The sequence below is a fragment of the Arthrobacter sp. EPSL27 genome (assembly GCF_001512305.1).
Classification (GTDB): Bacteria; Actinomycetota; Actinomycetes; order Actinomycetales; family Micrococcaceae; genus Arthrobacter.
The window spans coordinates 1,506,270-1,532,197 of record NZ_LNUT01000005.1; the positions used below are offsets into that span (position 1 = coordinate 1,506,270).

A 25,928-nucleotide genomic window follows, 5' to 3' on the forward strand; every position below is an offset into this window, starting at 1 on the left:
AGCCGCAACGTCGTTGTTCGGATGGTGGTGGTGTTGGTGCAGAAGTGGGGAGCGGGCCCTGCGGCCGTCGCTCACATCTTCAAAAGGGACAGTGTCTCGGCGATGCAGGCCGGTTTCTCGGAACCCTCCAGCTCGATCCTGTGCAGGAACTTGAGCTGCCGGCCAGCGGCTGTCTGGGTCACCGAGGCCAGAGTCAGCCGGTCCCGGATGCGGGAACCAACCCTGGCCGGAGCCGGGAACCGTACTCTGTCCAGGCCGTAGTTGATGACCGATGCCGCGCCTTGCACGCGGTATACCTGTCCGGCCAGGTGCGGGAGCATCGAAAGGCTCAGGTAGCCGTGGGCCACGGTGGCGCCGAAAGGGCCGGCGGCGGCCCGTTCCGGATCGGTGTGGATCCACTGCTGGTCCAGGGTGGCGTCCGCGAACGCCTGGATCTGGGACTGGTCCAGCCGGTGCCAGCCACTCACGCCTATTTCCTGTCCCGTCAGGCTCTCCAGCTCGGCGACATTTTCAAACAGCCTCATCAGACCCTCTCCAGCAGCATTGCGACGCCTTGTCCCAGGCCTACGCACATCGTGGCCAGGCCGCGGGCGGCGTTTTCACGTTCCATCCGGCCCAACAAGGTGACGACGATCCGGGAACCTGAGGATCCCAGCGGATGCCCCAAGGCGATCGCACCGCCGTCGTTGTTGACAACGCCCTCATCCAGCCCCAGCTGCCGTATGCAGGCCAGCGACTGCGCGGCGAATGCTTCGTTGAGTTCGACGGCGCCCAGTCCGTCCAGGCTCCAGCCGGTCTTCGCCAGCGCTTTCCGGGTAGCAGGTACCGGGCCGATGCCCATGACCTCCGGGGCGACCCCGGCCGCCTGGCTGGTGACGATCCGGGCCCGCGGCGTCAGGCCCCAGCGGGCGACGGCCTCGCCGCTGGCCACCACCACGGCTGAGGCGCCGTCGTTGAGGGAACTGGAGTTGCCCGCGGTGACGACGCCGTCCGGCCGCACGATCGGCCGCAGTGCCGCGAGCGATTCCGGCGTGGAACCCCGCCGCGGCCCCTCATCGGTGTCGACGAACGTAACGTCGCCGTGGCGGCTGGTCACGGGAACAGGAACGATCTCGTCCCGGAACCGGCCGGCATCGATCGCGGCCAGCGCCAGCTCATGCGAGCGCAGGGCGAAACTGTCCGCGTCGGCACGGGAGATCCCCTCGCGCCCGGCCACTTCCTCGGCTGTTTCCGGCATAGAGAACCTGGCACCGGCCGGCATCCGGGTGTTGACGAACCGCGCACCAATCGAGGTGTCCGCCAGCTCCCCCGGTCCGGCAAACGGCTTTTCCGGCTTGGCCATCACCCAGGGTGCCCGGGTCATGGACTCCACCCCGCCGGCCACCACCAAGTCGGCGTCGCCGTTGCGGACGGACTGCGCCGCCATAGTGATCGCGGTCAACCCGGAGGCGCAGAGACGGTTGACCGTGACCGCAGGGAGGGCGTCCGGGAGTCCGGCGAGCAGCACCGCCATCCGCGCAACGTTGCGGTTGTCCTCCCCGGCCTGGTTCACGCAGCCGAGAATGATCTCGTCGATGCTGTCGGGGTCGATGCCCGCCCTGGCCACGGCGCCCTGCAGGACCAGGGCGGCCAGGTCGTCGGGCCGGACTGCGGCGAGGGCACCGCCGTGGCGTCCCACCGGCGTGCGGACGCCGCCGACGAGGAATGCCTCCGGCATCAGCGCGCCCCGCCGTTGATGTACAGCGTCTGCCCTGAGACGTATGAGGCGTCGTCGCTGGCGAAAAACGCCACGGCGGCGGCCACTTCTTCGGGCTGGCCCACCCGGCCCAAGGGTGTCCGGGCGGCGACCGCAGCCTGGTGGTCCTCCGGGCTGCTGCCTACCCGCTCGGCGGTTGCGGCAGTCATAGAGGTGGCGATGTACCCGGGGGCGACGGCGTTGACGGTGATGTTGAATGCGCCGAGCTCGATGGCGAGGGTAGCCGTCAGGCCCTGGATGCCGGCCTTCGCGGCCGCGTAGTTCGCTTGGCCGCGGTTGCCGAGGGCACTGCGGCTGCTGAGGGAGACGATCCGTCCGTACCGCGCCGGCACCATGTAGCGCTGGGCCGCCCGGGAACAAAGGTAGGCACTGGTCAGGTTGGTGGCGAGCACCGCGTCCCAGTCCGGACGCTCCATTTTGAAAAAGAGGTTGTCGCGGGTAACGCCGGCGTTGTTGACGAGGATGTCGAGCCGGCCGAACTCCCGGTGGAGGTCAGCGAAGACCCGGTCAACGGTGGCTTCGTCGGTGACATCGCAACCGGCGGCGACCGCCCGGCCGCCGGCCGCAACTACCTGCGGATGGGCGGAGATCTGCAGCGCCGTCTCTTTGGCGCCGTCCTCGTTAAGGTCCAGGACGACGACGGTGGCACCGCCTGCCGCCAGCTTCAGTGCCGTGGCCGCGCCTATCCCCTGCGCCCCGCCGGTGACGGCTGCCACCTTGTTCGTGAAATTGCTCATGGTGTTTCCTTTGCTTGTGTCGGGTGGCGGATTTAGCCGAAGGCTGAGATGCCGGTGATTTCACGGCCAATGAGCAGCGACTGGATGGAGTCGGTGCCCTCGTAGGTGGACACCACTTCCATGTCCGTCATGTGCCGGGCCACGTGGTTCTCAAGCAGGACGCCGTTGCCGCCGAGCATGTCCCGGGCTTCGGAGCAGATCCACCGGGCCTTCTGCGCCGTGTGCATCTTGGCCAGTGACGCCATGGGCCCGGTCATGCGCCCGTCCTCGGCCAGGACCGCCAGCCGGAAGCAGATCAGCTGCATGGCCGTCACCTCGGCGAGCATGTTGGCTAGTTTGTTCTGCACCAGCTGGAAGCTGCCGATCGGCTTGCCGAACTGCTGGCGGGTCTTCGCGTAGTCCACTGCGGCCTCGTACGCGGCCATGGCGTGGCCCAGGGACTCCCAGGACGCTCCGCTGCGGGTGGCGGTCAGGACGCGGGTGACGTCTTTGAAAGAGTGGCAGCCGGTCAGCCGGTTGGCCGCCGGCACCCGGAGGTTGTCCAAGGTGATATCCGGCTGCAGGATTGCGCGTTTGCCGATTTTTCCCGTGATGACCTCGGTGTGATATCCGGCCGGGTAGCTGCCGTCGGCGTCGCGCTCCATAACAAAGGCCTTGACCTTGCCGTCCTCTTCGTCGCGGGCGAAGATGATGACGACGTCGGCCATGCTGGCGTTGCCGATCCACCTTTTCCGGCCGTTGAGGACGTAGCTGTCGCCGTCCCGCCGGGCGCTGGTCTCCAACGCGACCGAGTCGGACCCGTGGTCCGGCTCAGTCAGGGCGAAGGCACCGATTTTGTCCAGAGCGGCCATCGAGGGAAGCCAGCGTTCCTTCTGTTCCTCGCTTCCCAGCATGTTGATGGTGCCCATGGCGAGTCCGGACTGAACGCCGAGGAACGTGTTGACGGAGCCGTCGCCGCGGGAAACTTCGGCCGCGACGATGCCGGCAGCGAGCCGGCTCAGCCCCGGGCAGCCATAGCCCTCGATGGTGGTGCCCACAATGCCGAGGGCCGCGAGTTTGGGGATCAGCTCGAACGGGAACTCCGCCCGTTCCCAATAGCCGTTGATGACCGGAAGCAGGTCTTTGTCGACGAAACTGCGGACCTTCAGCCGCAGGGCGCGGTCCTCGGCGGTGAGGAAATCGTCCATCAGGTAGAAGTCGGTGCCAGGTTCGGCCGGTTCGGTTGTCATGGTGTCAGCTCCAGAGGGGTGGAATCGGAAATCTGCGATGCGGGCGCTTGGGTGCGGCGTTTGGCGGGCCGGAACTCTTCGAGCCAGCGGCGCTCGCGTTCCGTCAAAGGCCTGGCCGTGCCGGTCTCCGGCCAGACTGAAACGAGCACGGTCCGACCTTCCACGGCGGCTTCGCCGCCCTGGGTGGCCGAGCACTCCAGGGTGAAGGAACTGGTGCCGATCCTGGTGACCGCCAGCTCGACCGTCAGGTCCTGACCGTGGACCACCGGGCGCCGGTAGTTGAGTTCGAGGGCCGCCACCACGGTCGGCGTCGCTCCGGCTGTCCCGAGGCCCGGCATGGTTGAGCGCCACTGGATCCGGGATTCTTCAAGCAAGGTCACGACGGCGGCGTGGTTCACGTGGCCGTTGAGGTCCTGGTCCGACCAGCGCGGGGATACACGCGCCCGGTACGGCTCAGGCATGGGCCGGGGCTTTCTGCCGTAGCAGCCAGGCCCGGACCTGCTCTGAGTTTTCGTTGAGCTCTGGGGGTGCGAGCGGGTAATCGACGGGGGTGCGGGAGTAGGCCACGGGGTGCCTGACCGTGGGGATTTTCCGCGTCCCGCTGCCGGCCAGCACCACCGGCTGCAGCCCCAACCGTTCAGCGAAATCGACACCGCCGCCGACGTCCTGGATCGGGGCGCAGGGCAGGCCGGCGTCGGACAGTTGGGAGAACCACTGCGCCGCGGACTGTGTGGCCAGCCTGGAGTGGAGAATCTCGCGCAGTTCATCCCGATGCGCGTTGCGCTGCAGCGTCGTGGCGAACTTCGGGTCCGCGGCGACGTGAGGGATGGCCAGGGCAGCGCAGAGCCGCACGAACTGGGCGTCATTGCCGGTCGCGATGATGATCATGCCATCGCCTGTCTGCATCGGGGCGTAGGGGTACATGCTGGGGTGTTCGTTGCCCATCCGGGTGGGCACCACGCCGCCGGTCACGTAGGCCGCGGACTGGTTGACCATCCCGGAAAGGGCCGAGGTCAGCAGATTGAGTTCCACCAGCTGGCCCTCCCCGGTCCGGGACCTGTGGTGCAGCGCCCCCAGGATGCCGATGGCGGCGTGCAGGCCGGTAATGACGTCGAACAAGGCTATGCCGGCCCGGTAGGGCTGGGTCTCCGGTCCCCCGGTCAGGCTCATCATTCCGGAGGCGGCTTGGACGAGCAGGTCATAGCCCGGGATGTGGGCGCCGGCGCCGGTCCCGAACCCGGTGATGGAGGCGTAGATGATGTCCGGCTTCAGCTCCGCAGCGGCGGCGTAGTCCAGTCCCAGGCGTTCCATGTTGCCCGGCTTGAAATTTTCAATCATGACGTCGGCGGCGCGGACCAGGGACCGGGCCACTTCGAGGTCCTCCGGGTCTTTGAGGTCCAGTGCGATCGAGTGCTTGTTCCGGTTCACGGCCAGGAAGAACGTGGCTTCCCCGTCACGGACCGGCGGCATGTAGCTGCGGGTGTCGTCGCCGTCGGGTCCCTCGACCTTGATCACCGTGGCGCCCATGTCGGCCAGCAGCATGGTGGCGTAGGGTCCGGCAAGTACCCGGCTGAAATCAGCGATCACGATGCCGGCCAGGGGGCCAGTCCCTTGGCGGCCGAGCACCTCGCCGGCCGGCCCGGCAGCGTCGGGGGCAGAATTATGGCCCGCTCCGGCGGCTGCTTGAGCGTTCGGTTGTTTCATGTAATTCCTCCGGTGTGTGGTCTGCATCACCAACCCTTGCAACCGGATTGATCCGCGTCCAATACGCATTTGGTGCCGGATTGATACCGCAGGATCATCAACGCCGGGGGCGGCTTGTTGGGTATCTTGGGCAGATGAACAACGTCGTTTACCTTGACCGGGCCTGAGCCGGCATGGAGATTCAACAGATCCGGGCCTTTCTGGCAGTCGCCGATGAGCTGCATTTCGGCCGGGCGGCACAGAAGCTGCATATGGCGCAGCCGCCCCTGAGCCGTGCCATTCAACGGCTGGAGCACGAGCTCAAGGCGCCGCTCTTTGTCCGCAACACCCGCACGGTCCGTCTCACGGCTGAGGGCGAGGCGCTGCTGGTGCCGGCGCGGGACATCCTGGAGGCCTGCCGCCGGTCGGCCGTCGCGGTGGCGTCCGTGGGCAAGGGCGAGACCGGGAGGGTGCGGGTGGCGTTCGCCGGGGTTTCCTCCCACGTTATGGTCGGCAAGCTTGCCAAGAAGGTTCGGGAGACACATCCAGGCATTGAATTCCAGCTCTCCAGCTCGAATTTTGCGCTGCCAGCCATGGACCGCGTCATGAGGGGCGCCATGGAGGTGGCGCTGGGCCGGTGGAACTTCATTCCGGCGGCCTTGGAATCCAGGACTGTGGCGAACGAGCGGCTTGTGGTGGTCCTGAACGAGTCCCACCGCCTGAGCGGCCGGGATTCGCTCCTGATGGCCGATCTCGAGGGCGAGCCCTTCGTCACGCTTCCCGAGCACCCCGGAGCCATTCTGCACGACTACCTTCGCCGGCTCTCGAGCGCTGCCGGCTATGCCCCGGACATTGTGCAGGTGGCGCCGGATTCCCAGACGCTTATGGCATTGGTTGCCGCCGACATCGGGGTCGCGTTGACGGTGTCCTCGGTGCCGGAGAACTTCAGCCACCCCGGGGTCGTTTTCCTGCCGCTGGCTGATCCTGCCGACATCATCCAGCTTCGCCTGGTGTGGCGCAAGGACAACATGAGTCCTGCCCTGCGCGAGGTCCTGCGGCTCTCAGAGTCGGTTCTCCCCCCTCCGGCCTCCGTGCCGGATTGATGCGTCACAGGTATCAGGGAGGACATCATTTGGTATTGGATCGGGTGCAATCCGACTGGCACAGTGGTTAGCACCCGCCGGCCCGTGCCGGAATCAATCGGGGCTGCCGCCCATTTACCTCCCTGGAGTTGAACCTGTGACCACAGCTGAAGCAACCCTCGTGGACGATGACGTCCTCAACCTCGACAGCCTGCTGACGGCGGAGGAACTCGAACTGCGCGCGACGGTGCGCGCCTTCGTGACGGAACGCATCCGGCCCAACATCAGCGCCTGGTACGAGCAGGCACATTTTCCGCTCGAGCTGGTGCCCGAGCTGGGCAAGCTCGGGGTGCTCGGGATGCATCTGGAGGGCTACGGCTGTCCCGGCCGGAGCGCCGTCGACTACGGACTCGCCGCCATGGAACTGGAGGCCGGCGATTCCGGCCTCCGGACGTTCGTCAGTGTCCAGGGCTCCCTGGCCATGACCGCCATTCACAAGTGGGGATCCGAGGAGCAAAAGAACGAGCACCTCCCGGCGATGGCCCGAGGCGAAAAAATCGGCTGCTTCGGGCTGACCGAACCTTCCGCCGGCTCGGACCCGTCCAGCATGGCGACTTTCGCCGCGCCGGACGGCAGTGGCGGCTGGATTCTTAACGGCGCGAAGCGCTGGATCGGCTTGGCATCCGTGGCCCAGATCGCGGTGATCTGGGCCAACACGAGCAACGGCATCCGCGGCTTCATCGTGCCGACGGACACGCCGGGGTTCACCGCGACGCCGATCGGGTCCAAGCTGTCCATGCGGGCGTCAATCCAGTGCGACATCGCACTTGACGACGTCCGCCTCCCGGGCACTGCGCTGCTCCCCGGCGCGCAAGGACTCCGCGGACCGTTTTCCTGCCTCAACGAGGCCCGCTACGGGATCATCTGGGGGGCGATGGGCGCCGCCCGGGACTCCTACGAGGCAGCCCTGGCGTACTCCAAGGACCGCTTGCAGTTCGGCAAGCCGCTGGCCGGCTACCAGCTCACCCAGGAAAAGCTGGTCAACATGCTTCTTGAGATCCAGAAAGGCACGCTGCTGGCCCTTCACACCGGGCGGCTGAAGGATGCCGGGTCGCTGGAGCCGGTCCAGGTTTCCGTGGGGAAGCTGAACAATGTCCGCGAGGCCATCGCTATCTGCCGCGAAGCGCGCACGATCCTGGGCGGCAACGGCATCACTCTGGACTATCCGCCGCTGCGGCATGCCAACAACCTTGAATCCGTGCGGACGTATGAGGGCACAGACGAGGTCCACACCCTTATTCTTGGTCAGCGCATCACGGGCACCTCCGCGTTCCGGTAGGAGGACTAGACCCGGGGGCGTCTACACGAACGCGGACTTCCCGGTGACGGCCCGGGCCACGATCATCGAGTTGATCTCGTAGCTGCCCTCGTAGGTGTACAGGACCTCGGCGTCGCCGAAGAGCTTGCCCATCTCGTAGTCGCTGCTGATGCCGTTGCCGCCCATCAGCGACCGACCCATCGCCACCGACGCCCGCGCCAGCCGGGTGGTGGTGGACTTGGCCATCGCGGCCTGGGCCATCTCCAGCTTGCCGTCGGCCTGGATCCGGGCCAGCTGCGCCATCAGCGCGAGGGACGCGGAGGCGTTGCCCAGGATTTCGGCCAGCTGCTGCTGGATCAGCTGGAACCGCGCCAGCTCCTTGCCGAACTGCTTGCGCTGCAGCGAGTAGGACCGCGCGACGTCGAACGCCGCGAGCTGGATGCCGGCGGCCTGCCAGCCCACCCAGGCGCGGGAATCCCGCAGCAGCTCGTTGGCCTTGGAGAAGTCCGTGGCGCCGGGCAGCAGGTTCGACGCCGGGATGCGGACGTCGTCGAGCACAATATCCGCGTTCTGCATGATCCGCAGCCCGATCTTGTTCTCGATTTTGGTCGCCGTGTACCCGGGCCGGTCCGTCTCCACGATGAAGCCCTTGATCTGCTGGTCCTCGACGTCCCGCGCCCACACCAGGGCGAAGTCGGCGATGGTGCCGGCACCGATCCAGCGTTTCGCGCCACTGATGACCCACTCGCCGCCCTCGCGCCGGGCCGTCGTCGCGAGCCCTCCGGCGATGTCCGAGCCGTGGTCCGGCTCGGTCAGGGCGAAGGCGCCGATCTGGGTGAAGGCGGTGAGGCCCGGGAGCCAGCGCGTTTTCTGCTCCTCGGAGCCGAGCTGGTCGACCATGCCGACGATCAGTTCGTTGTGGATCCCCACGAGGGCAGAGAGGGACACATCCGCGCGGGCCACCTCGACGTACATCAGGCCCTTGAACAGCTTGGAGGTGCCGTCGGTCTGCAGACCGCCCAGGCCGTACTTTCCGAGTTCGGCGAGCAGCCCGAACGGAAACTCCTCACGGTTCCAGTAGTCAATCGACGCCGCCCGGATCCGGGACTGGAGGAACTCGCGGATCTCCTGGTAGCGGGTCTGTTCCGCCGGAGGCAGCAGATCGACAATGTGCATCAGGTCCGCGTCCGGAAACGGCGGCGGCGCCGTCCCTTCACGCGGTGCTGCATTCTCGGTGAGTCCCTGTCCGCTGGCACGTCCTTGTGGCTGCACGGGCATGTATCCCTTCGTTGTGATCCGGTTCCGAACGAGTCGGATCTTCCAAACCCTTGGATGTCCTAGTATATTGCACAGTGATGAGGATCACTAGGCAACTGGTGGTCTCCGGGCAACGGCGCCGGGCTGCAACGGCCGCGCCACCATACTTTCGAAAGGTGCACCATGACAGTCACTGAGGACTTCCGCGCAGCACGCGACCGCCTGCTGGACCTCCGGGGAGACTACGAGGCGGCGCGCGGCGAATTCCAGTGGCCCCGCTTTGAGCACTTCAACTTCGCCCTCGACTGGTTCGACGCGATCGCGGCGGACCCGGCCAAGGCGGACAACCCGGCCCTCGTCATCGTCGAGCAGGACGGCTCCGCCACGCGCCGCAGCTTCGCCGACCTGTCCCGGCGCTCCGCCCAGGTGGCCAACTGGCTGCGCGGCCAGGGCATGCGGCGCGGCGACCGGATGATCATCATGCTCGGCAACCAGGTGGAGCTCTGGGAACTGATGCTCGCCGGGATCAAGCTGGGCATCGTCATGATCCCCACCACCACCCTCATGGGACCCGCGGACCTGAAGGACCGGGTGGAGCGCGGCGGCGCGAACTGGGCCGCCGTCGGGAGCGCCAACATCGCCAAGTTCGACGGCGTCCCCGGCAACTACACCCTGATCGAGGTCGGCAGCGGCGACGCCGCCGGCACCACGGCCCTGCAGTACGCAGACTCCGCCGGTTCGTCCGGGGACTTCACGCCGGACGCGCCCACCCTGGCCGACGAGACCCTGCTGCTCTACTTCACCTCGGGCACCACGTCCAAGGCCAAGCTGGTGGAGCACACGCACACCTCGTACCCGGTGGGCCACCTGTCCACCATGTTCTGGATCGGGATGGAACCCGGCGACGTGCACCTGAACGTGGCCTCGCCCGGCTGGGCCAAGCACGCCTGGTCCAACGTGTTCACGCCGTGGATCGCGGAAGCCTGCGTTTTCGTCTACAACTACGAGCGCTTTGATGCCAAGGCGCTTATGGAGCAGATGGACCGCGAGTCCGTCACGAGCTTCTGCGCCCCTCCCACCGTGTGGCGCATGCTCATCCAGGCCGACCTGACCCTGCTCAAGAACCCGCCCACCAAGGTGGTGTCCGCCGGGGAGCCCCTCAACGCCGAGGTGATCGACCAGGTCCAGCGCGCCTGGGGCCAGACCATCCGCGACGGGTTCGGGCAGACCGAATCCACCGTGCAGATCGCCAACACCCCCGGCCAGCCGATCAAGATCGGCGCCATGGGCAAACCCCTGCCCGGCTACGACGTGGTCCTGGTGGATCCTGCCACCGGCGAGGAGGGTGACGACGGCGAGCTGTGCCTGCGCCTCGACCCCCGGCCTGCCGGCCTGATGAAGGCGTACTACGGCGATCCGGAGAAGACGGCGGAGGCGTTCCGCGACGGCTACTACCACACGGGTGACATGGCCAGCCGGGACGAGCGCGGCATCATCACCTACGTGGGCCGCGGCGACGACGTCTTCAAGTCCTCGGACTACCGGTTGTCCCCCTTCGAGCTCGAAAGCGTGCTGATCGAGCACCCGGCCGTGGCCGAGGCCGCCGTCGTGCCTTCACCGGACCCGCTTAAGCTCTCGGTGCCGAAGGCGTTTGTGGTCCTGGCCGCCGGGCACCAGCCCGGCCCGGAACTGGCCGAGGACATCCTGCGGTACTGCCGCGACCACCTGGCTCCGTTCAAGCGGATCCGCCGGCTGGAATTCGCCGAGCTGCCCAAGACCATCTCGGGCAAGATCCGCCGCGTGGAGCTCCGGCACAGCGAGGAACTCCGCCACGGCGGCGGGACGGTCCCGGCCGGCCTCGGCACGGAGTACTCCGAAGCTGATTTCCCGGGACTGAAAATGCCGGCGGAAAAGCTAGGCTGAACCCCATGGGATTCGGGACGAGCAGCTGGAGGTGCCGTGGCGACGCCGCTGCCGCGTGATCCGATCGCCGACGCACGGCTGAACTGGGAACGTCACGGGTGGTCCGACGTCGCCGCGCCGATGGCTGCGATCACCGCCATCATGCGGACCCAGCAGATCCTGCTGGCCCGGATCGAGGGGGTTCTGAAGCCGTTCGGCCTGACGTTCGCCCGCTACGAACTGCTCGCCCTGCTGAGTTTCGCCCGCAGCGGCGCACTGCCCATGAACAAGGCCAGTGCGCTGCTGCAGGTCCACCCCACCTCGGTGACCAACGCCGTCGACCGGCTGCAGCAGGCGGGGCTGGTGCTCCGCTCGCCGCATCCCACGGACGGCCGCACCACCCTTATCGAACTCACCCCGGAGGGCCGGACGCTCGCCAAACGCGCGACGGCGGCGCTCAACTCCGAGGTGTTCGCCCAGTCCGGCTTCGGGGACCAGGATGTGGACCAGCTGATCCGGATCCTGGGCACCTTCCGCCGCAACGCCGGCGACTTCAGCGATTAATCCATCCAACTAAACAGCCGACAACGATGTAACGGCCCGTTCCGCAGCGGTGGCGGGTTCCGCGGTACCAGGAGACGACTCATGCAGCCGAACGCCTATTCCCGCCCCGACGACCGGGGGTTGCTCCAAGCCTCCCTGCGCCACCTCTCGGGCAGGCTGCGGCCGGCCGTGCTCTTCGCCGGGCTGGCCAGCGGCGAACGGCTGCAGCTGACAGATTTCCTGGGCACCGCCACGTCCAGCCTGCACAAGGTGGTGGTGGTCCCCGGGGCGGGGCTCGGCGGCCGGGTCTTCACGCAGCGCCGGCCGTTCCTGGTAGAGGACTACATCGAGTCCGAGGGAATCACCCACGAATACGACCTCGCCGTCCGGCGGGAGCGGCTGACCTCGATGGCGGCCGTCCCCGTGGTGGTCAAGGGCCGGTCCCGGGCGGTGCTGTACGTCGCGAGCCGGGCCAGCACGGCCCTGGGGGAATCTGCGGTGGGCGAGGCGGTGGAAGCCGCCGTGGAAATAGCCCACGAGCTGCGGGTCAGGGACGAGGTGGACCGCCGGGTGTCCATTATCGACACCGCCCGGGCCGAACCCGCCCTCGCGCTTGACCAGAGCTGGCTGGAACATGTCCGGGAAGCCCATGCCGAACTGCGGTCGCTGGCCGGCACCGTATCCGATCCGGACCTGGCCCGGCAACTGGACGTTATCGGCAGCCATCTGGCGCCGCCGTCCCGCGACGGGGTCCACCCGACAGCCCGGCTGGCGCGGCGTGAGCTCGACGTGCTGGCGCAGGTGGCGCTCGGCTGCTCCTACCAGGAGACCGGGGAGCGGCTGGGCCTGAAAGCGGTGACGGTCAAGAGCTACCTGCAGAACGCGATGGTCAAACTGTCGGCGCACAACCGGCTGGAGGCCGTGTCAGCGGCCCGCCGGATGGGCCTGATCCCGTAAGCGGGGCTGCCGGTGGTGCCGGCAGCCCCGCGATCCGGCCGCGGATCCCCCAATCTCAGAATCCGCAGTGCGGCCCGGCCCCCTAGGCCCCGGAGACGGGCTCGGCGATTCCTGCGCCGTCCGCGTGCTGCGCGGCCGGCTGCTGCTTGCCATCCTCCAGCCCCCGCGTTTCCCGGTTGGGCAGGGCGAAGGTGCAGAGCACGCTGAACACGCCGATCCCGGCGAGGAGGAACCCGACGGCGGCGGCGCCGTTCGTTCCGGCCAGCTGCGCGGCGACGAGCGGCACAATGCCGCCGCCCACGACGCCGGCGAGGTTGTAGCCCATGCCGGCGCCGGTGTAGCGGTAGCGGGTCTCGAACAGCTCCGGCAGCAAGGCGCCGGCCGGGCCGTAGGCGATGGCAAAGATCACCAGGGTGACAGTGAGCCCCACACCGAAGGCGAAGACCGTGTTGGCGCTGAGGATGGGGAACAGCACCAGGGACCACGGCACGGCGAGGATGCACGAGGTGGCGATGACCTTCTTGCGGCCGAAGCGGTCCGAGAGAATGCCGGAGGCCAGGGTGGCTGCGGCCACGAACAGCGAGGCAACGATGCCCGTGCTGAGCACTTCCACCCGTCCCAGCTTCATGCCGGTGGGGCTCGTGGCGAAGCTGGTGAGGTAGGCCGTGCCCATGTAGAAGAAGGCGAAGAGCAGGGTCAGGGAGCCGCCGGCGAGGAGGATTTCGCGCGGCTGGCGCTTGATCGACTCAAGGACGGGCAGCCGGGTGGCGGCGGGGGCGGCCTTGGCGGCGTTCTTGAACACCGGGGTTTCCTCGATGCTCAGGCGGACCCACAGGCCCACCATCACCAGCACCGCGCTGAGGATGAACGGCACGCGCCAGCCGATGGAGATGAAGGCTTCCGACTTGTCGCCCAGGGTCAGGTTGGTGATGAGGAACGTGCCGCTGGCGAGGGCGAAGGCCACCGAGGGGCCGATCTGCGGGAAGGACCCGAAGAGTCCCCGCTTTCCTGTGGGGGCGTATTCCGCCACGAGGAGCGTGGCGCCGGCCCATTCGCCGCCGACGGCGAGGCCCTGGATGAAGCGCAGCACCACCAGGAGGATCGGGGCTGCGACGCCGATGGTGTTGGCGTCCGGGATGAACCCGATGAGTACGGTGGCGATGCCCATCATGAGCAGCGTGGTGATGAGTGTCTTTTTCCGGCCCATCCGGTCACCGAAGTGGCCGAAGACGATGGCGCCGACAGGACGGGCAAAGAAGGCGACGGCGAAGGTGCCGAAGGAGGCCACGGTGCCGGCCGCGGCGCCGAGCGCCGGGAAGAACACCACCGGGAACACCAGGGCGGCGGCGGTGCCGTAGATGAAGAAGTCGTAAAACTCGATGGTGGTGCCGGCGAAGCTCGCGAAGGCAACCTTGCGCAGGGTCTTACGGCTGGGCGGCGCCTGCACCCCGGCAGGCGCAGCGGGTGGAACTGAGGTCATGGCAATCTCCTTTGATGTCAGCCTCGAGACACGGATCTGTGACTTGCATCACCGTAACGAAAAGCATGGATATCCAACTACCTCCGAAAAGAGGTAATTGGCCAAACCGGACCTTCCCGCGGCCGGTCCCCTAGACTGCGACCTAGAACCAACCCTGCAGCCAAGGAGAACGACGTGATTCCGGAGATCAACATCTGGGCGGTACTGCTGGCCACGCTGTCCAGCATGGTGGTGGGGTCCGTCTGGTACACGCCAAAGGTGTTCGGCAACTACTGGATGCGCGTCGCCGACGTCTCGCCGAGCGGTGACGCCAGGGACGCCGTCCGGCCCATCCTGGTGACCCTGGTGGTCAGCTTCATCAGCGCTGCTGTTCTGGCCGGCGCCGCCGCCATCTCACAGCACTTCTACGGCGGGAACTTCCTGGCGAACACGCTGGTCACGGCCGTGATCCTCTGGGCCGGGTTCACGGCGGCCCGGTTCATCACGCACGACGCGTTCGAGGGCCGCCCGGCCGGCCTGACCGCACTGAACTGCGCGCACGAATTCGTCACGTTGACGGTCATGGCCCTCATCATCGGCCTGTTCGGGATCAGCGCAGCCTGACCGCGCGGCCCACCGCACCGAAATCCCCGCGCTGCACTCCCGCGCTGCGGGTAGTGCCCTGCGACGCGCAAAAGCCCTGGCGCTACCGGTCTACGGCAGCGCCAGGGCTTTTGCGCATCGCGGAGCGTTTCCCGCAGCGCCAGGTCCCGCAGCGCCGTACGGTCCGCTCCCCTGCTTAACGGTGGGTGAAGTCCGGCTGGCGCTTCTCGGCGAAGGCCGCCATGCCCTCTTTCTGGTCCGCGGTGGCGAACAGGGAATGGAATACCCGCCGTTCAAACAGCACACCCTGGGCCAGCCCGGTCTCGAAGGCTGCGTTGACCGCCTCCTTGGCCACCATGGCCACCGGTTTGGACTTGGACGCGATGACCTCGGCTGCTTTGAGGGCCTCCTCGACGACGTCCGCGGCCGGCACCACCCGGGACACGAGGCCGGCGCGTTCGGCCTCCGCGGCGTCCATCATGCGTCCGGTCAGGATCATGTCCATCGCCTTGGATTTTCCGACCGCGCGGGTGAGGCGCTGCGAGCCGCCCATCCCCGGCAGCACGCCAAGGTTGATTTCGGGCTGGCCGAACTTGGCGTTGTCCCCGGCAATGATGAAGTCACACATCATGGCGAGCTCGCAGCCGCCGCCGAGCGCGAACCCGGACACGGCCGCGACCACCGGGATCCGCAGCCGGGTGAAGTCCTCCCAGCCGCGGAACCAGTCGGCCGCGTACATGTCCATGTAGTCCTTGGCCTGCATCTCCTTGATGTCCGCGCCGGCCGCGAAGGCCTTGGCGGAGCCGGTCAGCACCACGGCCCCCACCTCCGGGTCGGCGTCCATGGCGGACACGGCCGCCACCACCTCGTCCATGGTGGCCTTGTTGAGGGCGTTCAGCGCCTGGGGCCGGTTGAGCGTCACGAGGCCCACCCGGCCGCGCCGCTCCACGAGAATGTTGGTGTACTGCTCCGTCATGCCTGTCCCCTCAGCTGCTGTTTGAAAGTGTTTGCTGCCCGGACATGGTGCCCGGTACGGTCAGTGCCCGGATTTGTCCCGGATGTCCGTGATGATGCCGGAGAAGTCCCGGCCGGCCCCGCCCTCCGCGGCAAACGTATCGTAGATTTCGGACGCCAGCGGCCCCAGCCGTGCGGCGACGCCGGTGCTTTCCAGCGCGTTCAGCGCCAGTTTGAGGTCCTTGGCCATGAGCGCTCCCGCGAAGCCGGGCTGGTAGTCGCGGTTGGCGGGGCTGGTGGGGACCGGCCCCGGAACGGGGCAGTTGGTGGTCAGCGCCCAGCACTGGCCGGACGCCGCAGATGCGACGTCGAACAGGGCCTGGTGCGTGAGTCCCAGCTTCTCCCCGAGCACAAACGCCTCGCTGACGGCAATCATGGAGACGCCGAGGATCATGTTGTTGCAGATCTTCGCGGCCTGCCCGGCACCGTGCCCGCCGCAGTGCACCACCCGCTTGCCCATGATTTCCAGCAGGGGCCGGACCGCCTCGAAGTCCTCCGGAAGCGCCCCCACCATAAACGTCAGGGTGCCCGCTTCGGCCCCCACCACGCCGCCGGACACCGGGGCGTCGACGGCCCGGTGGCCGGCTGCCACGGCGAGTTCGGCGGCTTCCCGGGCCTCGTCCACGTTGATGGTGGAGCAGTCCAGGAAGAGGGTGCCCGGCGGTGCGGCCTCGAGCAGGCCTGGCCCGCCGGCCGTGCCGCGGTAGGCGTCCAGCAGGTGCTTTCCGCTGGGCAGCATGGTCAGGACGACGGCGGCCCCGGCTACTGCCTCGGCGGCCGTGTCCGCTGTGGCGATGCCGTGCGCCCGGGCTGTCTCCAGCGCGGCCGGCACCACATCGAATCCGGTCAGCGTGTGGCCGGCCTTGACCAGGTTGGCCGCCATCGGTCCGCCCATGTGGCCGAGGCCCAGGAACGCGATGGTGCCGGCCGGCTCCCCGGACTGGCCCTGTTCAGGGGTGGTGGTCTCAGACATTGTCCCGCTCCTTTGCCAGCTTCAGTTCCCGGTCGCCCAGCGGCGCAAAATAGGAGTCGACGTCGTCCGCGCTGACCTCCGCCAGGGTGGCCGGCTGCCAGTGCGGCTCGCGGTCCTTGTCCACCACCTGCGCGCGGATGCCCTCGCGGAAATCCGGCCCGGCCAGGAACCGCAGCCCCACCCGGTATTCCTGCTCCAAGGCTTCCTCAAGGCTCAGCCCCCGGACCCGGCGCAGCGATGCCAGCGCCACCTTCACGGCGGTGGGCGACTTGGCCTCGATCGTGCCGGCGGTCTCGGCGGCTTCCCCGCCAAAGTCCCGCAGCCGGCGGACGATCTCCTCGGCGTCGTCGCAGGAATAGCAGGCGTCGATCCATTCCTGCTGGGCAGCCAGCGCCGAGCGCGGGGGCTCCCCGAGAAAGCGTGCGACGGCGGTGTCCGGCGCCTCGGTCTCCAGCGCCGCCGCCAGGTCCGCGAGGTCCGCGGACGGCACGAAGTGGTCCGCCAGTCCAAGGAACAGGGCGTCGGAGCCGCTCAGGTGCGCTCCCGTGAGGGCCGCATGGGTGCCCGTCTCCCCCGGCGAGCGGGAGAGCAGCAGGGTTCCGCCGACGTCGGGCACAAACCCGATGGTGGTCTCCGGCATGCCCATCCGGGTGCGTTCCGTGACGATCCGGACCGAGCCGTGCGCGGAGATCCCCACCCCGCCGCCCAGGACCAGCCCGTCCATGAACGCGATGTACGGCTTGGGGTACTCGGAAATCAGCAGGTTCAGCTGGTACTCCTCCGCCCAGAAGTCGGCCGTCGCGTCGCCGCCGTCGATCATGTCGCGGTAGATGGCCACGATGTCGCCGCCGGCGCACAGCCCCCGGTCGCCGGCGCCGCGGACCAGGACCGCCGCGACGTCGTCGTCGTCCGCCCACAGGGTGAGCTGTTCCAGCATGGCGGCGGCCATGCCGGCGGTGAGCGCGTTGACGGCCCGGGGCCGGTTCAGCGTGACGACGCCGAGCCGGCCGCGCCGTTCAAAGAGCACTTCCGCGGGATCGGAGTCCGCGGAGTGTTTGCCCGTCATCAGCTGCCTTCCGGCATGACGAAGCTGGCACCGGTGCGGATGCCGGACGGCCAGCGGGTGGTGACCGTTTTGGTCTTGGTGTAGAAGCGGAAGGCGTCCGCGCCGTGCTGGTTGAGGTCGCCGAAGCCGGAGGCTTTCCAGCCGCCGAACGTGTAGTACGCGATCGGGACGGGGATGGGGACGTTGATGCCCACCATGCCCACCTGGACCCGGCTGGCGAAATCGCGGGCGGAGTCGCCGTCGCGGGTGAAGATGGCCACGCCGTTGCCGAACTCGTGTTCGCTGCACAGGCGCAGCGCCTCGTCGTAGTCCTCGGCGCGGAGGACGCTCAGGACCGGGCCGAAGATCTCCTCCTTGTAGATGGTCATGTCCTTGGTGACGTTGTCGAAGAGCGTGGGCCCGACCCAGAAGCCGCCCTCGTAGCCGTCGACCTTGAGGCCGCGGCCGTCAGCCAGCAAGGTGGCGCCCTGGTCGACGCCGGCCTGGATGTAGCCTTCGATCCGTTCCTTGGCGGACGCGGCCACCACCGGGCCGAAGTCCGAGTCCTTGGCGAGGCTGTGGCCGACCTTGAGGTCCGCGATCCGTTCCTGCAGCTTTGCGACCAGGGCGTCGCCGGTGGCCTTGCCGACCGGGACGGCCACGGAGATCGCCATGCAGCGTTCGCCGGCGGAGCCGAAGCCGGCCCCCATGAGGGCGTCTGCGGCCATGTCCAGGTCCGCGTCCGGCATGATCACCATGTGGTTCTTGGCGCCGCCGAAGCACTGGGCGCGCTTGCCGTGGGCGGCGGCCGTGGCGTAGATGTACTGCGCGATCGGGGTGGAGCCGACGAAGCCGACGGCTTGGACGCGGGGGTCCTCCAGGAGCGCGTCCACGGCTTCCTTGTCGCCGTTGACCACGTTGAAGACGCCGGCAGGCAGGCCGGCCTCGGTGAACAGTTCGGCGAGCCGCAACGGTACAGAGGGGTCGCGTTCGGACGGCTTGAGGACGAAGGAGTTGCCCGCGGCGAGCGCCGGGCCGGACTTCCACAGCGGGATCATCGCGGGGAAGTTGAACGGGGTGATGCCGGCGACGACGCCGAGCGGCTGGCGCAGCGAGTGGACGTCGATGCCGGTTCCGGCACTGTCCGAGAACTCGCCCTTGAGCAGGTGCGGGGCGCCGGCGGCGAATTCGACCACCTCGATGCCGCGCTGGATGTCGCCCTTCGCGTCGAGGAAGGTCTTGCCGTGCTCGGAGGACAGCAGGGTGGCGAGCTCGTCCAGGTTCTGGTTGACCAGGTCGACGAACTTGAGCAGGATGCGGCCGCGGCGCTGCGGATTCATGGCGGCCCATTCGAGCTGGCCCTTTTCAGCGTTGGAGACCACGTTGCGGACTTCCTCGGCGCTGGCCAGCGGCACCCGGGCCTGGACCTCGCCGGTGCAGGGATCGTAGACATCGCTGAAGCGCCCGGAGGTGCCTTCAACATGCTGCCCGTCAATGTAGTGGGATAGCTCGCGAACCATGGGGGAATGCTCCTTTGCACCGTGTGATTGCCGTGTGGCGGCCGGGCCGCCTGTGACTCACGTCATCTTCCGTTCCTGAATATACTCGGACTTCCTACTAAATTCCAGAGGTGGCGGCGGCGCGCAGCGTCGCCGGGAAGCCAAGTTCGGTAAGTTAGGGACTGTGAAGATAGCTACCTGGAATGTGAACTCGCTCCGTGCCCGTGCCGACCGCGTGGAAGCCTGGCTTCAGCGCACCGACTGCGATGTCCTGGCCATCCAGGAAACCAAGTGCAAGGACGAGAACTTCCCCTGGGAGCTCTTCGAGAACATGGGCTACGAAGTGGCGCACTTCGGCCTGTCCCAGTGGAACGGCGTGGCGATCGCCTCCCGGGTGGGGCTCGACGACGTCGAACGCACCTTCCTGGACCAGCCCGTCTTCGGCAAGAACGGCAAGGACGCCGTGCAGGAGGCCCGCGCAATCGGCGCCACGTGCGGCGGCGTCAGGGTCTGGAGCCTCTATGTCCCCAACGGCCGGGCCCTCGACGATGAGCATATGCCGTACAAGATCAGCTGGCTGGACACGCTGCGGACGCACGCCGAGAGCTGGATTAAGGACGACCCGCAGGCGCAGGTCGCCCTGATGGGCGACTGGAACATCGCCCCGCAGGACGACGACGTCTGGGACATCGACTACTTCCGGGCCAATGCCCTCACCCACGTCAGCGAACCCGAGCGGGAAGCCTTCCACGCGTTCGAGAAAGCCGGCTTCCAGGACGTGGTCCGCCCGCACACCCCGGGCCCCGGCGTCTACACCTACTGGGACTACACGCAGCTGCGCTTCCCCAAAAAGGAGGGGATGCGGATCGACTTCATCCTCGCCTCCCCCGCCCTGGCCGCCCGGGTCACCGGTGCGTCGATCGACCGCGAGGAACGCAAGGGCAAGGGCGCCTCGGACCACGCCCCGGTCATCGCAGAGCTGAGTGACTGATGAGAGCCCAGGGAAGCGACGGAACGCCATGACGGGAAACCTCTACCGCGGACAGGCCGGGCTGCCGTTCTCCTCCGCCCTCCGGATCTACGAACCCCTGGCGGCGTTCCCGGAGGACCAGCAGCCGGGCCTGCGGGCCGCGGGCGCCCGGAGTGTTTCCCGTGCCGCCGTCGAAAACGCCGAGCTCCTGGCGTCCCTGGGCCGCATCACCCGCCCGGGCGGGGATCCGTTCCCCACCGGGGCAACCGACCTGGTGCGCGTCGTTGTGGCGCCGCACCCGGCTGCTCCGGCGGCCGACGGCGGCACTTCCTCACCTTCGCCATCCGCTTCCCCCTCGCCCGGCCCCTCCCCCGACGGCGGCGCCTCCGGCGGCGCTTCCGTGCCCCTGGCAGGACCGCCGGACAACCTGCTGTACTGCCCCAGCCAGCTGGTGCTCCGGGCCGGGCTGGCCGCCAACGCCCTGATGGAGGGCATCCACGGGCCCCTGGCGCAGCTGCTGATTCCGGAGGAACAGCGCGACAAGCACCAGGAACGCATCGACGAGGTGCGGGCGCATGCCGGGCTGGGCCGCGTGCACACCCGGGCGTCCACCTGGGGCATCCCGTTCAGCTGGTTCTGCCTGTTCCAGGAAGCGGACCCCACGGACGTGGTGGAAGCCGACGGCCACATCGTCACCGTGCGGATCCGCGCAAGAATCGGCGACGCCCTGGAACGGGTCCGCTACGCGGTGGCCCACCTGGCCCTCGCCGCGCCGGACCTGGACATGCTGGAGGACCTGACGCAGCTCACCGAATGGCTGGAGCTCTTCCACCCGGATTCGGTGGTGGAACTGGACTACGGCGCTGTGGCGGACAAGGTCTACCCGGACGATTCGCCCATGGACGTGCGGCTGGGCATTGAGTGCCTGGCCGAAGGCGACATGACGGGCGCGGCCGCCGCGTACCGCCGGCTGGCATCGCGCTGGATCCCCATCCGGCAACTGGCCCGCGCGTCCTGACTCTGGGACGCCTAGACGGAGCGTCAGGCGTGCTGCCGGCTGCCCGGTTCGCCGGCGCCGGGGCGGGCCGCGTCGCCGTCCCTGCGAGGCGGGGCCGTGGTGGTCCGGACGATCAGCTGGTGCGGAGCCACCGTGGACCGCACTGACCCGGCCACGCCGTCCAGCTCGTCCAGCAACATCTTGGTGCCCAGTTCGGCCTGCTCATCGGGGCGCTGCCGGACCGTGGTGAGGCCCATGGCCTCGGAAAAGTCGTGGTCGTCGATCCCGATGACGGACAGGTCCCCGGGGACGCTCACTCCGGCCCGGGCGGCCTCGAAAATGACGCCCATGGCCATTTCGTCGGAGGCGCAGAAGATTGCGGTGGGTTTGGGGCCGGGCCGGTCCCAGAGCCGGCGGAAGGCATCCTGGCCACTGCGGACGGTGAAGTCCCCCCACTCGTCCCATTCTTCCCGGACGGTCAGGCCGGCTTCTGCCATCACTTCCTGGAAGGCCCTGATCCGGACCCGCGGGACATCGAAATTGAGGTCGGTTTCGTCGTCGCCATGCAGGAGGGCGATCTCCGTGTGCCCGAGGCCGATCAGGTGCCGCACAGCAGTGGCCGCGGCGCCGTAGTCGTCGATCCCGATGTAGGGGCATTCCTCGACGTGCCCGCCGACCACCACCAGCGGGATGTCGATCTTCTGGAGGTGTTCGATTTCCTCGTGGGTGAGGGCCATACAGAGGACCAGCAGCGCGTCGATCTGCTTGTAGACCATGGTCTTGCTGAAGAGCCGTTCGCGGTGGCTGCCGTGGCCGCCCAGATTGAACAGCGAGAGGTTGTACTGCCGGGCGTGGAGTTCCCGGTCCGCGCCCTCAATGGCTTTGGAGAAAAACCAGCGGCTGACAAACGGTGCCAGCACGCCGATGGTTCTGGTCCGGCCGGTGGCCAGCCCGGACGCCGAGGACGACGCGACGTAGCCCAAGGCCTCGGCGATGCCCAGGATTTTCTCCCGGGTGGCCGGCGAAACCCGGGGCAGGCCGCGGACGGCGCGGGACACGGTGGCGGTGGACACTCCGGCGGCGAGGGCTACGTCCTCGATGCTGACGCCGGAGTGGCCTCCGCGCTGCGCCCTGTCTGTTGTCTTTGCCACCGTGTCCCCTTGTCGACTGTCTCCCGAGGCAACCCGCGGCCTCCGAAGCCCTGCATCAGCTCGCCTCCCCACGGCAACCACTGCTCTTTCTAAAAGCAACGCGGGGTCAGTTGGCGCCCATAAACCCCCTCGGGATGGACGCTACGTGACCCCGCGTTCATTTGCGCCGGGTTGCCGTCCTTCGGGGGAGGCGGCGGCGCAGCCGGATCAGGCCGTAGAGGGCCAGCACCATGGCCAGCAGCCCCAGCGCCCAGCCGAGGGCAGGCTGGCCGGTCAGCTCCATCCAGACGGTGACCACGAACAGGACCAATGTCCAGAAGCCGAGGAGCCCGATGATGATGTCGAAGTCCTCGCCGGAGCGGACACGGCGGTGTTCGCTCCGGACGAGGCCTCGCTCTGGTTTGTTCATTGCTGCGGTCACTTCACGGCGCCGGCCGTGAGGCCTGCGACAATCTTCCGTTGGAAGACGAGCACCAGGATGACCAGCGGGATCGTCACGATGGTTCCGGCGGCCATGATGGCCGTGTACGGAATCTGCTGCGGCTGGGCCCCGGCGAAGTTGGCAATGGCCACCGTCACCGGCTGGGTCGCGTCGTTAGAGAGCTGGCTGGCGATCAGGAACTCATTCCAGGAGGAGATGAAGGCCAGGATCGCCGTCGTGAAGATGGCAGGTGCCGCCAGCGGCATGATCACCTTCCGGAATGCCTGCCCCTGGGTGCAGCCGTCCACGCGGGCGGCTTCCTCGAGCTCCCACGGCATTTCCCGGAAGAATGAGGTCATGGTGTAGACCGTCAGCGGGAGCACGAAGGAGATGTTCGGAATAATCAGCGCCTGGTAGGTGCCGATCCAGCCGATGTTCGTGAACAGCTGGAACAGCGGCGTGATGAGGGCGACGCCCGGGAACATGGACGCGCCCAGGATGAAGCCCAGCACCAGGTACTTGAACCGGAAGTTCAGGCGTGCCAGGGCGTAAGCCGCGAACACGCCGAGCACCAGCGAAATCAGGGTCACGGTGACGCCGATGAACACACTGTTCAGGAGCGCCTGGCCGAACCTGTTGCCGAACGACGTGTCGAACGCCGTGATGAAGTTGTCCAGCGTCACGTGCGTGGGCAGGAGCGACGTGTCGTAGGTGTAGCCCACGTCGCGGAACGCCGTGACCACCATCCAATACGCCGGGGCGAGGCACCAGACCAGGATGACGGCGGCGCTGACGTACGTGCGGACGCTCGCCCATTTCTCCCTGTTCTGGGCGGCTTTCCGGCCTTGGTCCTGCTTGGCCCGGAGTTCGGTCGCGGCGGTCATTTCTTCCCCTTACCTGCGCCGGTTTGCTGCTCCACTACGTTCGCTCCGAGGAAGCGGACGAAGATGAAGGCCACAATGAAGATGATGATGAAAGTGATGGTGGACAGGGCTGCGGCCGAGTTGAAGCCTTGCCTGATCTGGTTGACCACCAGGATGGAGAGCGTGGTGGTGTTGTTGGAGCCTTCCGTCAGGATGTACGGGAGGTCGAACATGCGCAGCGCATCGAGGGTGCGGAACAGGATCGCGACCATCAGCGCAGGCTTCACCAGCGGCAGGGTGATCATTCGGAACCGCTGCCAGGCGGTGGCGCCGTCCACCTTGGCCGCCTCGTAGACCTCGGCGGGGATCATCTGCAGGCCGGCCAGGATCAGCAGCGCCATAAACGGCGTCGTTTTCCAGGTGTCGGCGATGATGACGGCCCACCGGGCCGGGATCTCGCTGCCCGTCCACAGGATGGTGGTGTTGAACAGCTTGTTGCCGATGCCTTCAAAGGCGAAGATGAACAGCCACAGCTGGGCCGTGACGGCGGTGGGGATGGCCCACGGAACCAGCACGGCCGCGCGGACCAGGCTGCGGCCGCGGAAGGTGCGGGCCATGATGATGGCCATCCAGAAACCGAGGACCGTCTCCAGGGTCACCGTGACGATGGTGAAGTAGAACGTGGTTCCCGTGGCGGACCAGAACTGCGAACCGAGGGTGCCCGGCGGGCAGGCCACGGTTCCGCCGCCCGGGGCGGCGCACTGCTGGAACAGCCAGTTGGTGTAGTTGGAGAACCCGGCCGGGCCGCCGGCGGTGAACAGCCCGGTGACGGGGTCAAGGCCGGCGTCCTTCTGGAACGACATCACGATGGCGCTGATGATCGGGTAGACGATCACGATCGCCAGCGCCACGATGGTCGGGGCCAGGAGCCATGAGGCCCACTTGCCCTGGCTCGCTATCGCATTGTCCTCCCCCACGCCCTTGGGGCCGTGGTGGATCGGGGTACCGCCCGACGCCGGTCCTTTGACCGGCGTCGGGCCCAATTCGGTTGCCATGGTGGGGCTACTGTCCCGCGCTAGCGGACTCGATGGACTTCTGCATGTCGGACAGCGCCGCATCCACGGACTTCTCGCCCTTGATGGCAGAGTAGGCGTTTTCCTGGATGGCCTTGGTGACCGCCGGGTAGAACGGGGTGACCGGACGCGGCTCGGCGTTCTCGATGGAGGTCTTCAGAACCGGCAGGTACGGCAGCTTGGTAACGAGCTCCTGGTCGTCGTAGAGCGCGCCAAGGACCGGGGCCAGGGAGCCCTGGGTGGCGTAGAACTTCTGGGTTTCTTCGGAGGTGAGGAACTTCAGGAAGTCCAGGGCGGTGGCCTTGTTCTTGGAGTAGACGCTCATGCCGGCGCTGTGTCCGCCGAGGGTCGAGGCGCCGGGGCCGTCCTTGCCGGGCAGGGCGGTCATGCCCAGGACGTCCTTGACCTTGGACGAGCCTTCCGTCACGGCCAGGTTGTAGACGTACGGCCAGTTGCGGTGGAAGAGGAGCTTGCCGTCCTGGAAGGCCTGGCGGCCCTGTTCCTCCTGGAAGGTGATGGCTTCCTTGGGGATGCTGCCGTCGGCGTAGGCTGAGGCCAGGTTCTCAAGGCCTTCCTTGGCTTCCGGGGTGTTAAGGTTCGGCTTGCCCTCGGCGTCGAGCACGGCGCCGCCGGCGGAGTTGATGGCCTCGGACGTGTTCACCGTGAGGCCCTCGTACTTGGCGTACTGGCCGGCGAAGCAACCGATGCCGTTTTCCTCGGCGATGGTGCACATGCCCATCATTTCGTCCCAGGTCTTGGGCGCCGTGGGGACCAGGTCCTTGCGGTAGTAGAGGATGCCGCCGTCGGAGTTCTGCGGGGCCGCGTACAGCGTGCCCTTGTAGGAGGCACTCTCAACCGTGGGCTTCAGCATGGCGGAGGTGTCCAGCGCCATCTTGTCCTTTAGCGGCTGCAGCCAGCCCTTGGCGGCGAACTCTGCAGTCCAGACAACGTCGACGCTCACAACGTCGTAGTTGGCGTTCTTGGCCTGGAAGTTCTGGACCAGGTCATCGTGCTGCTGGTCGGCCTGGTCGGTCTGCTCCTTGAACGTCACCTTCTCGTCCGGGTGGGCTGCATTCCACTTTTCGATCAGCGGCCGGACCACGTTGCTGTTGTCCTTGCCCTGGACGTACGTGATGGGTCCGCGGCCGTCGAGGCCCTGTTCGGCGTCGGAGCCGGCGGTGGTGCCGCCCCCTCCGCCGCCGCAGGCGGAGAGAGTCAGGGCCAAGACGCCTGCTGTGGCGACGGGAAGTAGGAACTTCGGTGTTTTCATACTGGGGGCTCCTCGCTGAGTACCGGACAAAAAACGGCGGTGCGTTGTGTGGTGCCCCTCACAGTAATCAACAGTAAGTGAGGAATGCAAGCGTTTACATCGAACCTTTACGGAAAGGAGACCCTT

At 67.5% G+C, this 25,928-nt stretch carries 25 protein-coding genes; 8 read left to right on the forward strand and 17 right to left on the reverse strand.

Going from position 1 to position 25,928, the window contains the following annotated elements:
- Nucleotides 1–71: 71 nt before the first annotated feature.
- Genes AR539_RS17915 through AR539_RS17940 form a run of 6 tightly spaced genes read right to left on the reverse strand, consistent with a single transcriptional unit; the run spans nt 72 to nt 5,426 of the window.
- Nucleotides 72–524, reverse strand: a complete 453-nt coding sequence (locus AR539_RS17915; RefSeq protein ID WP_066439805.1) for a MaoC family dehydratase — start codon at nt 522–524, stop codon at nt 72–74.
- Complete coding sequence (locus AR539_RS17920; RefSeq protein WP_066439808.1) at nt 524–1,717, reverse strand: thiolase family protein; 1,194 nt, start codon at nt 1,715–1,717, stop codon at nt 524–526. Before AR539_RS17920 ends, AR539_RS17915 begins: the two co-directional genes overlap by 1 nt.
- Nucleotides 1,717–2,493: a 3-oxoacyl-ACP reductase FabG gene (fabG, locus tag AR539_RS17925; protein WP_066439810.1), complete on the reverse strand. Its 777-nt coding sequence runs from the start codon at nt 2,491–2,493 to the stop codon at nt 1,717–1,719. The genes AR539_RS17920 and fabG overlap by 1 nt, the downstream gene beginning before the upstream one ends.
- A gap of 32 nt (nt 2,494–2,525) precedes the next feature.
- Nucleotides 2,526–3,722, reverse strand: coding sequence for an acyl-CoA dehydrogenase family protein (locus AR539_RS17930; RefSeq protein WP_066439812.1), 1,197 nt, complete (start codon nt 3,720–3,722; stop codon nt 2,526–2,528).
- Nucleotides 3,719–4,183, reverse strand: coding sequence for an acyl-CoA thioesterase (locus tag AR539_RS17935; protein ID WP_066439816.1), 465 nt, complete (start codon nt 4,181–4,183; stop codon nt 3,719–3,721). Before AR539_RS17935 ends, AR539_RS17930 begins: the two co-directional genes overlap by 4 nt.
- Nucleotides 4,176–5,426, reverse strand: coding sequence for a CaiB/BaiF CoA transferase family protein (locus AR539_RS17940; RefSeq protein WP_082699439.1), 1,251 nt, complete (start codon nt 5,424–5,426; stop codon nt 4,176–4,178). The genes AR539_RS17935 and AR539_RS17940 overlap by 8 nt, the downstream gene beginning before the upstream one ends.
- A 173-nt stretch (nt 5,427–5,599) precedes the next feature.
- Between AR539_RS17940 and AR539_RS17945 the strand changes: the two genes are divergently transcribed.
- The gene (locus tag AR539_RS17945; protein WP_066439817.1) at nt 5,600–6,508 is read left to right on the forward strand and encodes a LysR substrate-binding domain-containing protein; all 909 of its coding nucleotides are present in this window, start codon (nt 5,600–5,602) and stop codon (nt 6,506–6,508) included.
- Between the two features lie 136 nt (nt 6,509–6,644).
- Entirely contained in the window at nt 6,645–7,826 is a 1,182-nt protein-coding gene (locus AR539_RS17950) for an acyl-CoA dehydrogenase family protein (RefSeq protein WP_066439818.1), read from the forward strand.
- A 21-nt stretch (nt 7,827–7,847) separates the two neighbouring features.
- On the opposite strand, the gene AR539_RS17955 is transcribed toward AR539_RS17950, so the two are convergent.
- Nucleotides 7,848–8,981 carry an acyl-CoA dehydrogenase family protein gene (locus AR539_RS17955; protein ID WP_197410686.1) on the reverse strand — a complete coding sequence of 378 codons (1,134 nt, stop codon included), beginning with the start codon at nt 8,979–8,981 and terminating at the stop codon, nt 7,848–7,850.
- 264 nt (nt 8,982–9,245) lie between these two features.
- On the opposite strand from AR539_RS17955, the gene AR539_RS17960 reads away from it, so the two are divergent.
- The 3 genes from AR539_RS17960 to AR539_RS17970 all read left to right on the forward strand — a co-directional run bounded on the left by AR539_RS17960 (nt 9,246) and on the right by AR539_RS17970 (nt 12,464).
- Complete coding sequence (locus AR539_RS17960; RefSeq protein ID WP_066439823.1) at nt 9,246–10,985, forward strand: AMP-binding protein; 1,740 nt, start codon at nt 9,246–9,248, stop codon at nt 10,983–10,985.
- A 36-nt stretch (nt 10,986–11,021) separates the two neighbouring features.
- Nucleotides 11,022–11,528, forward strand: coding sequence for a MarR family winged helix-turn-helix transcriptional regulator (locus tag AR539_RS17965; protein ID WP_066439824.1), 507 nt, complete (start codon nt 11,022–11,024; stop codon nt 11,526–11,528).
- A gap of 81 nt (nt 11,529–11,609) precedes the next feature.
- Nucleotides 11,610–12,464 (forward strand): LuxR C-terminal-related transcriptional regulator, encoded by an 855-nt coding sequence (locus AR539_RS17970; RefSeq protein WP_066439825.1) that lies wholly within the window; start codon nt 11,610–11,612, stop codon nt 12,462–12,464.
- An 82-nt stretch (nt 12,465–12,546) separates the two neighbouring features.
- On the opposite strand, the gene AR539_RS17975 is transcribed toward AR539_RS17970, so the two are convergent.
- Entirely contained in the window at nt 12,547–13,944 is a 1,398-nt protein-coding gene (locus AR539_RS17975; protein WP_066439826.1) for an MFS transporter, read from the reverse strand.
- Nucleotides 13,945–14,118: 174 nt separating this feature from the next.
- On the opposite strand from AR539_RS17975, the gene AR539_RS17980 reads away from it, so the two are divergent.
- The gene (locus tag AR539_RS17980; RefSeq protein WP_066439827.1) at nt 14,119–14,547 is read left to right on the forward strand and encodes a DUF1761 domain-containing protein; all 429 of its coding nucleotides are present in this window, start codon (nt 14,119–14,121) and stop codon (nt 14,545–14,547) included.
- Nucleotides 14,548–14,722: 175 nt separating this feature from the next.
- Here AR539_RS17980 and AR539_RS17985 read toward each other — a convergent pair whose 3' ends face one another.
- The 4 genes from AR539_RS17985 to AR539_RS18000 are packed head-to-tail and all read right to left on the reverse strand — an operon-like array spanning nt 14,723 to nt 19,078.
- On the reverse strand, nt 14,723–15,502 hold the full coding sequence (locus tag AR539_RS17985; RefSeq protein WP_066439829.1) for an enoyl-CoA hydratase: 780 nt from the start codon (nt 15,500–15,502) through the stop codon (nt 14,723–14,725).
- Between the two features lie 60 nt (nt 15,503–15,562).
- Entirely contained in the window at nt 15,563–16,513 is a 951-nt protein-coding gene (gene mmsB, locus AR539_RS17990) for a 3-hydroxyisobutyrate dehydrogenase (RefSeq protein WP_066439831.1), read from the reverse strand.
- Complete coding sequence (locus AR539_RS17995; RefSeq protein ID WP_066439834.1) at nt 16,506–17,579, reverse strand: enoyl-CoA hydratase/isomerase family protein; 1,074 nt, start codon at nt 17,577–17,579, stop codon at nt 16,506–16,508. Before AR539_RS17995 ends, mmsB begins: the two co-directional genes overlap by 8 nt.
- On the reverse strand, nt 17,579–19,078 hold the full coding sequence (locus AR539_RS18000; RefSeq protein ID WP_066439838.1) for a CoA-acylating methylmalonate-semialdehyde dehydrogenase: 1,500 nt from the start codon (nt 19,076–19,078) through the stop codon (nt 17,579–17,581). The genes AR539_RS17995 and AR539_RS18000 overlap by 1 nt, the downstream gene beginning before the upstream one ends.
- A 163-nt stretch (nt 19,079–19,241) precedes the next feature.
- On the opposite strand from AR539_RS18000, the gene AR539_RS18005 reads away from it, so the two are divergent.
- Nucleotides 19,242–20,048, forward strand: coding sequence for an exodeoxyribonuclease III (locus tag AR539_RS18005; RefSeq protein ID WP_066439839.1), 807 nt, complete (start codon nt 19,242–19,244; stop codon nt 20,046–20,048).
- Nucleotides 20,049–20,076: 28 nt separating this feature from the next.
- Nucleotides 20,077–21,045: a hypothetical protein gene (locus tag AR539_RS18010; RefSeq protein WP_066439841.1), complete on the forward strand. Its 969-nt coding sequence runs from the start codon at nt 20,077–20,079 to the stop codon at nt 21,043–21,045.
- Between the two features lie 23 nt (nt 21,046–21,068).
- Here AR539_RS18010 and AR539_RS18015 read toward each other — a convergent pair whose 3' ends face one another.
- From AR539_RS18015 to AR539_RS18035, 5 genes are all read right to left on the reverse strand, one after another.
- A complete protein-coding gene (locus tag AR539_RS18015) occupies nt 21,069–22,175 on the reverse strand; it encodes a LacI family DNA-binding transcriptional regulator (RefSeq protein ID WP_066439843.1) in 1,107 nt (368 codons plus the stop codon).
- Nucleotides 22,176–22,332: 157 nt separating this feature from the next.
- The gene (locus tag AR539_RS18020; protein ID WP_066439845.1) at nt 22,333–22,584 is read right to left on the reverse strand and encodes a hypothetical protein; all 252 of its coding nucleotides are present in this window, start codon (nt 22,582–22,584) and stop codon (nt 22,333–22,335) included.
- 8 nt (nt 22,585–22,592) lie between these two features.
- Nucleotides 22,593–23,480: a carbohydrate ABC transporter permease gene (locus AR539_RS18025; RefSeq protein ID WP_066439847.1), complete on the reverse strand. Its 888-nt coding sequence runs from the start codon at nt 23,478–23,480 to the stop codon at nt 22,593–22,595.
- The gene (locus AR539_RS18030) at nt 23,477–24,514 is read right to left on the reverse strand and encodes a carbohydrate ABC transporter permease (RefSeq protein ID WP_066439852.1); all 1,038 of its coding nucleotides are present in this window, start codon (nt 24,512–24,514) and stop codon (nt 23,477–23,479) included. Before AR539_RS18030 ends, AR539_RS18025 begins: the two co-directional genes overlap by 4 nt.
- Before the next feature lie 7 nt (nt 24,515–24,521).
- Nucleotides 24,522–25,802: an ABC transporter substrate-binding protein gene (locus AR539_RS18035; RefSeq protein ID WP_066439854.1), complete on the reverse strand. Its 1,281-nt coding sequence runs from the start codon at nt 25,800–25,802 to the stop codon at nt 24,522–24,524.
- Nucleotides 25,803–25,928: the final 126 nt, after the last annotated feature.

Coding starts and splice junctions, on each gene's coding strand:
- AR539_RS17915 (WP_066439805.1), bottom strand. CDS start 524: ATGAGGCTGTTTGAAAATGTCGCCGAGCTGGAGAGCCTGACGGGACAG.
- AR539_RS17920 (WP_066439808.1), bottom strand. CDS start 1,717: ATGCCGGAGGCATTCCTCGTCGGCGGCGTCCGCACGCCGGTGGGACGC.
- fabG (WP_066439810.1), bottom strand. CDS start 2,493: ATGAGCAATTTCACGAACAAGGTGGCAGCCGTCACCGGCGGGGCGCAG.
- AR539_RS17930 (WP_066439812.1), bottom strand. CDS start 3,722: ATGACAACCGAACCGGCCGAACCTGGCACCGACTTCTACCTGATGGAC.
- AR539_RS17935 (WP_066439816.1), bottom strand. CDS start 4,183: ATGCCTGAGCCGTACCGGGCGCGTGTATCCCCGCGCTGGTCGGACCAG.
- AR539_RS17940 (WP_082699439.1), bottom strand. CDS start 5,426: ATGAAACAACCGAACGCTCAAGCAGCCGCCGGAGCGGGCCATAATTCT.
- AR539_RS17945 (WP_066439817.1), top strand. CDS start 5,600: ATGGAGATTCAACAGATCCGGGCCTTTCTGGCAGTCGCCGATGAGCTG.
- AR539_RS17955 (WP_197410686.1), bottom strand. CDS start 8,981: ATGCACATTGTCGATCTGCTGCCTCCGGCGGAACAGACCCGCTACCAG.
- AR539_RS17960 (WP_066439823.1), top strand. CDS start 9,246: ATGACAGTCACTGAGGACTTCCGCGCAGCACGCGACCGCCTGCTGGAC.
- AR539_RS17970 (WP_066439825.1), top strand. CDS start 11,610: ATGCAGCCGAACGCCTATTCCCGCCCCGACGACCGGGGGTTGCTCCAA.
- AR539_RS17975 (WP_066439826.1), bottom strand. CDS start 13,944: ATGACCTCAGTTCCACCCGCTGCGCCTGCCGGGGTGCAGGCGCCGCCC.
- AR539_RS17985 (WP_066439829.1), bottom strand. CDS start 15,502: ATGACGGAGCAGTACACCAACATTCTCGTGGAGCGGCGCGGCCGGGTG.
- mmsB (WP_066439831.1), bottom strand. CDS start 16,513: ATGTCTGAGACCACCACCCCTGAACAGGGCCAGTCCGGGGAGCCGGCC.
- AR539_RS17995 (WP_066439834.1), bottom strand. CDS start 17,579: ATGACGGGCAAACACTCCGCGGACTCCGATCCCGCGGAAGTGCTCTTT.
- AR539_RS18000 (WP_066439838.1), bottom strand. CDS start 19,078: ATGGTTCGCGAGCTATCCCACTACATTGACGGGCAGCATGTTGAAGGC.
- AR539_RS18010 (WP_066439841.1), top strand. CDS start 20,077: ATGACGGGAAACCTCTACCGCGGACAGGCCGGGCTGCCGTTCTCCTCC.
- AR539_RS18020 (WP_066439845.1), bottom strand. CDS start 22,584: ATGAACAAACCAGAGCGAGGCCTCGTCCGGAGCGAACACCGCCGTGTC.
- AR539_RS18025 (WP_066439847.1), bottom strand. CDS start 23,480: ATGACCGCCGCGACCGAACTCCGGGCCAAGCAGGACCAAGGCCGGAAA.
- AR539_RS18030 (WP_066439852.1), bottom strand. CDS start 24,514: ATGGCAACCGAATTGGGCCCGACGCCGGTCAAAGGACCGGCGTCGGGC.
- AR539_RS18035 (WP_066439854.1), bottom strand. CDS start 25,802: ATGAAAACACCGAAGTTCCTACTTCCCGTCGCCACAGCAGGCGTCTTG.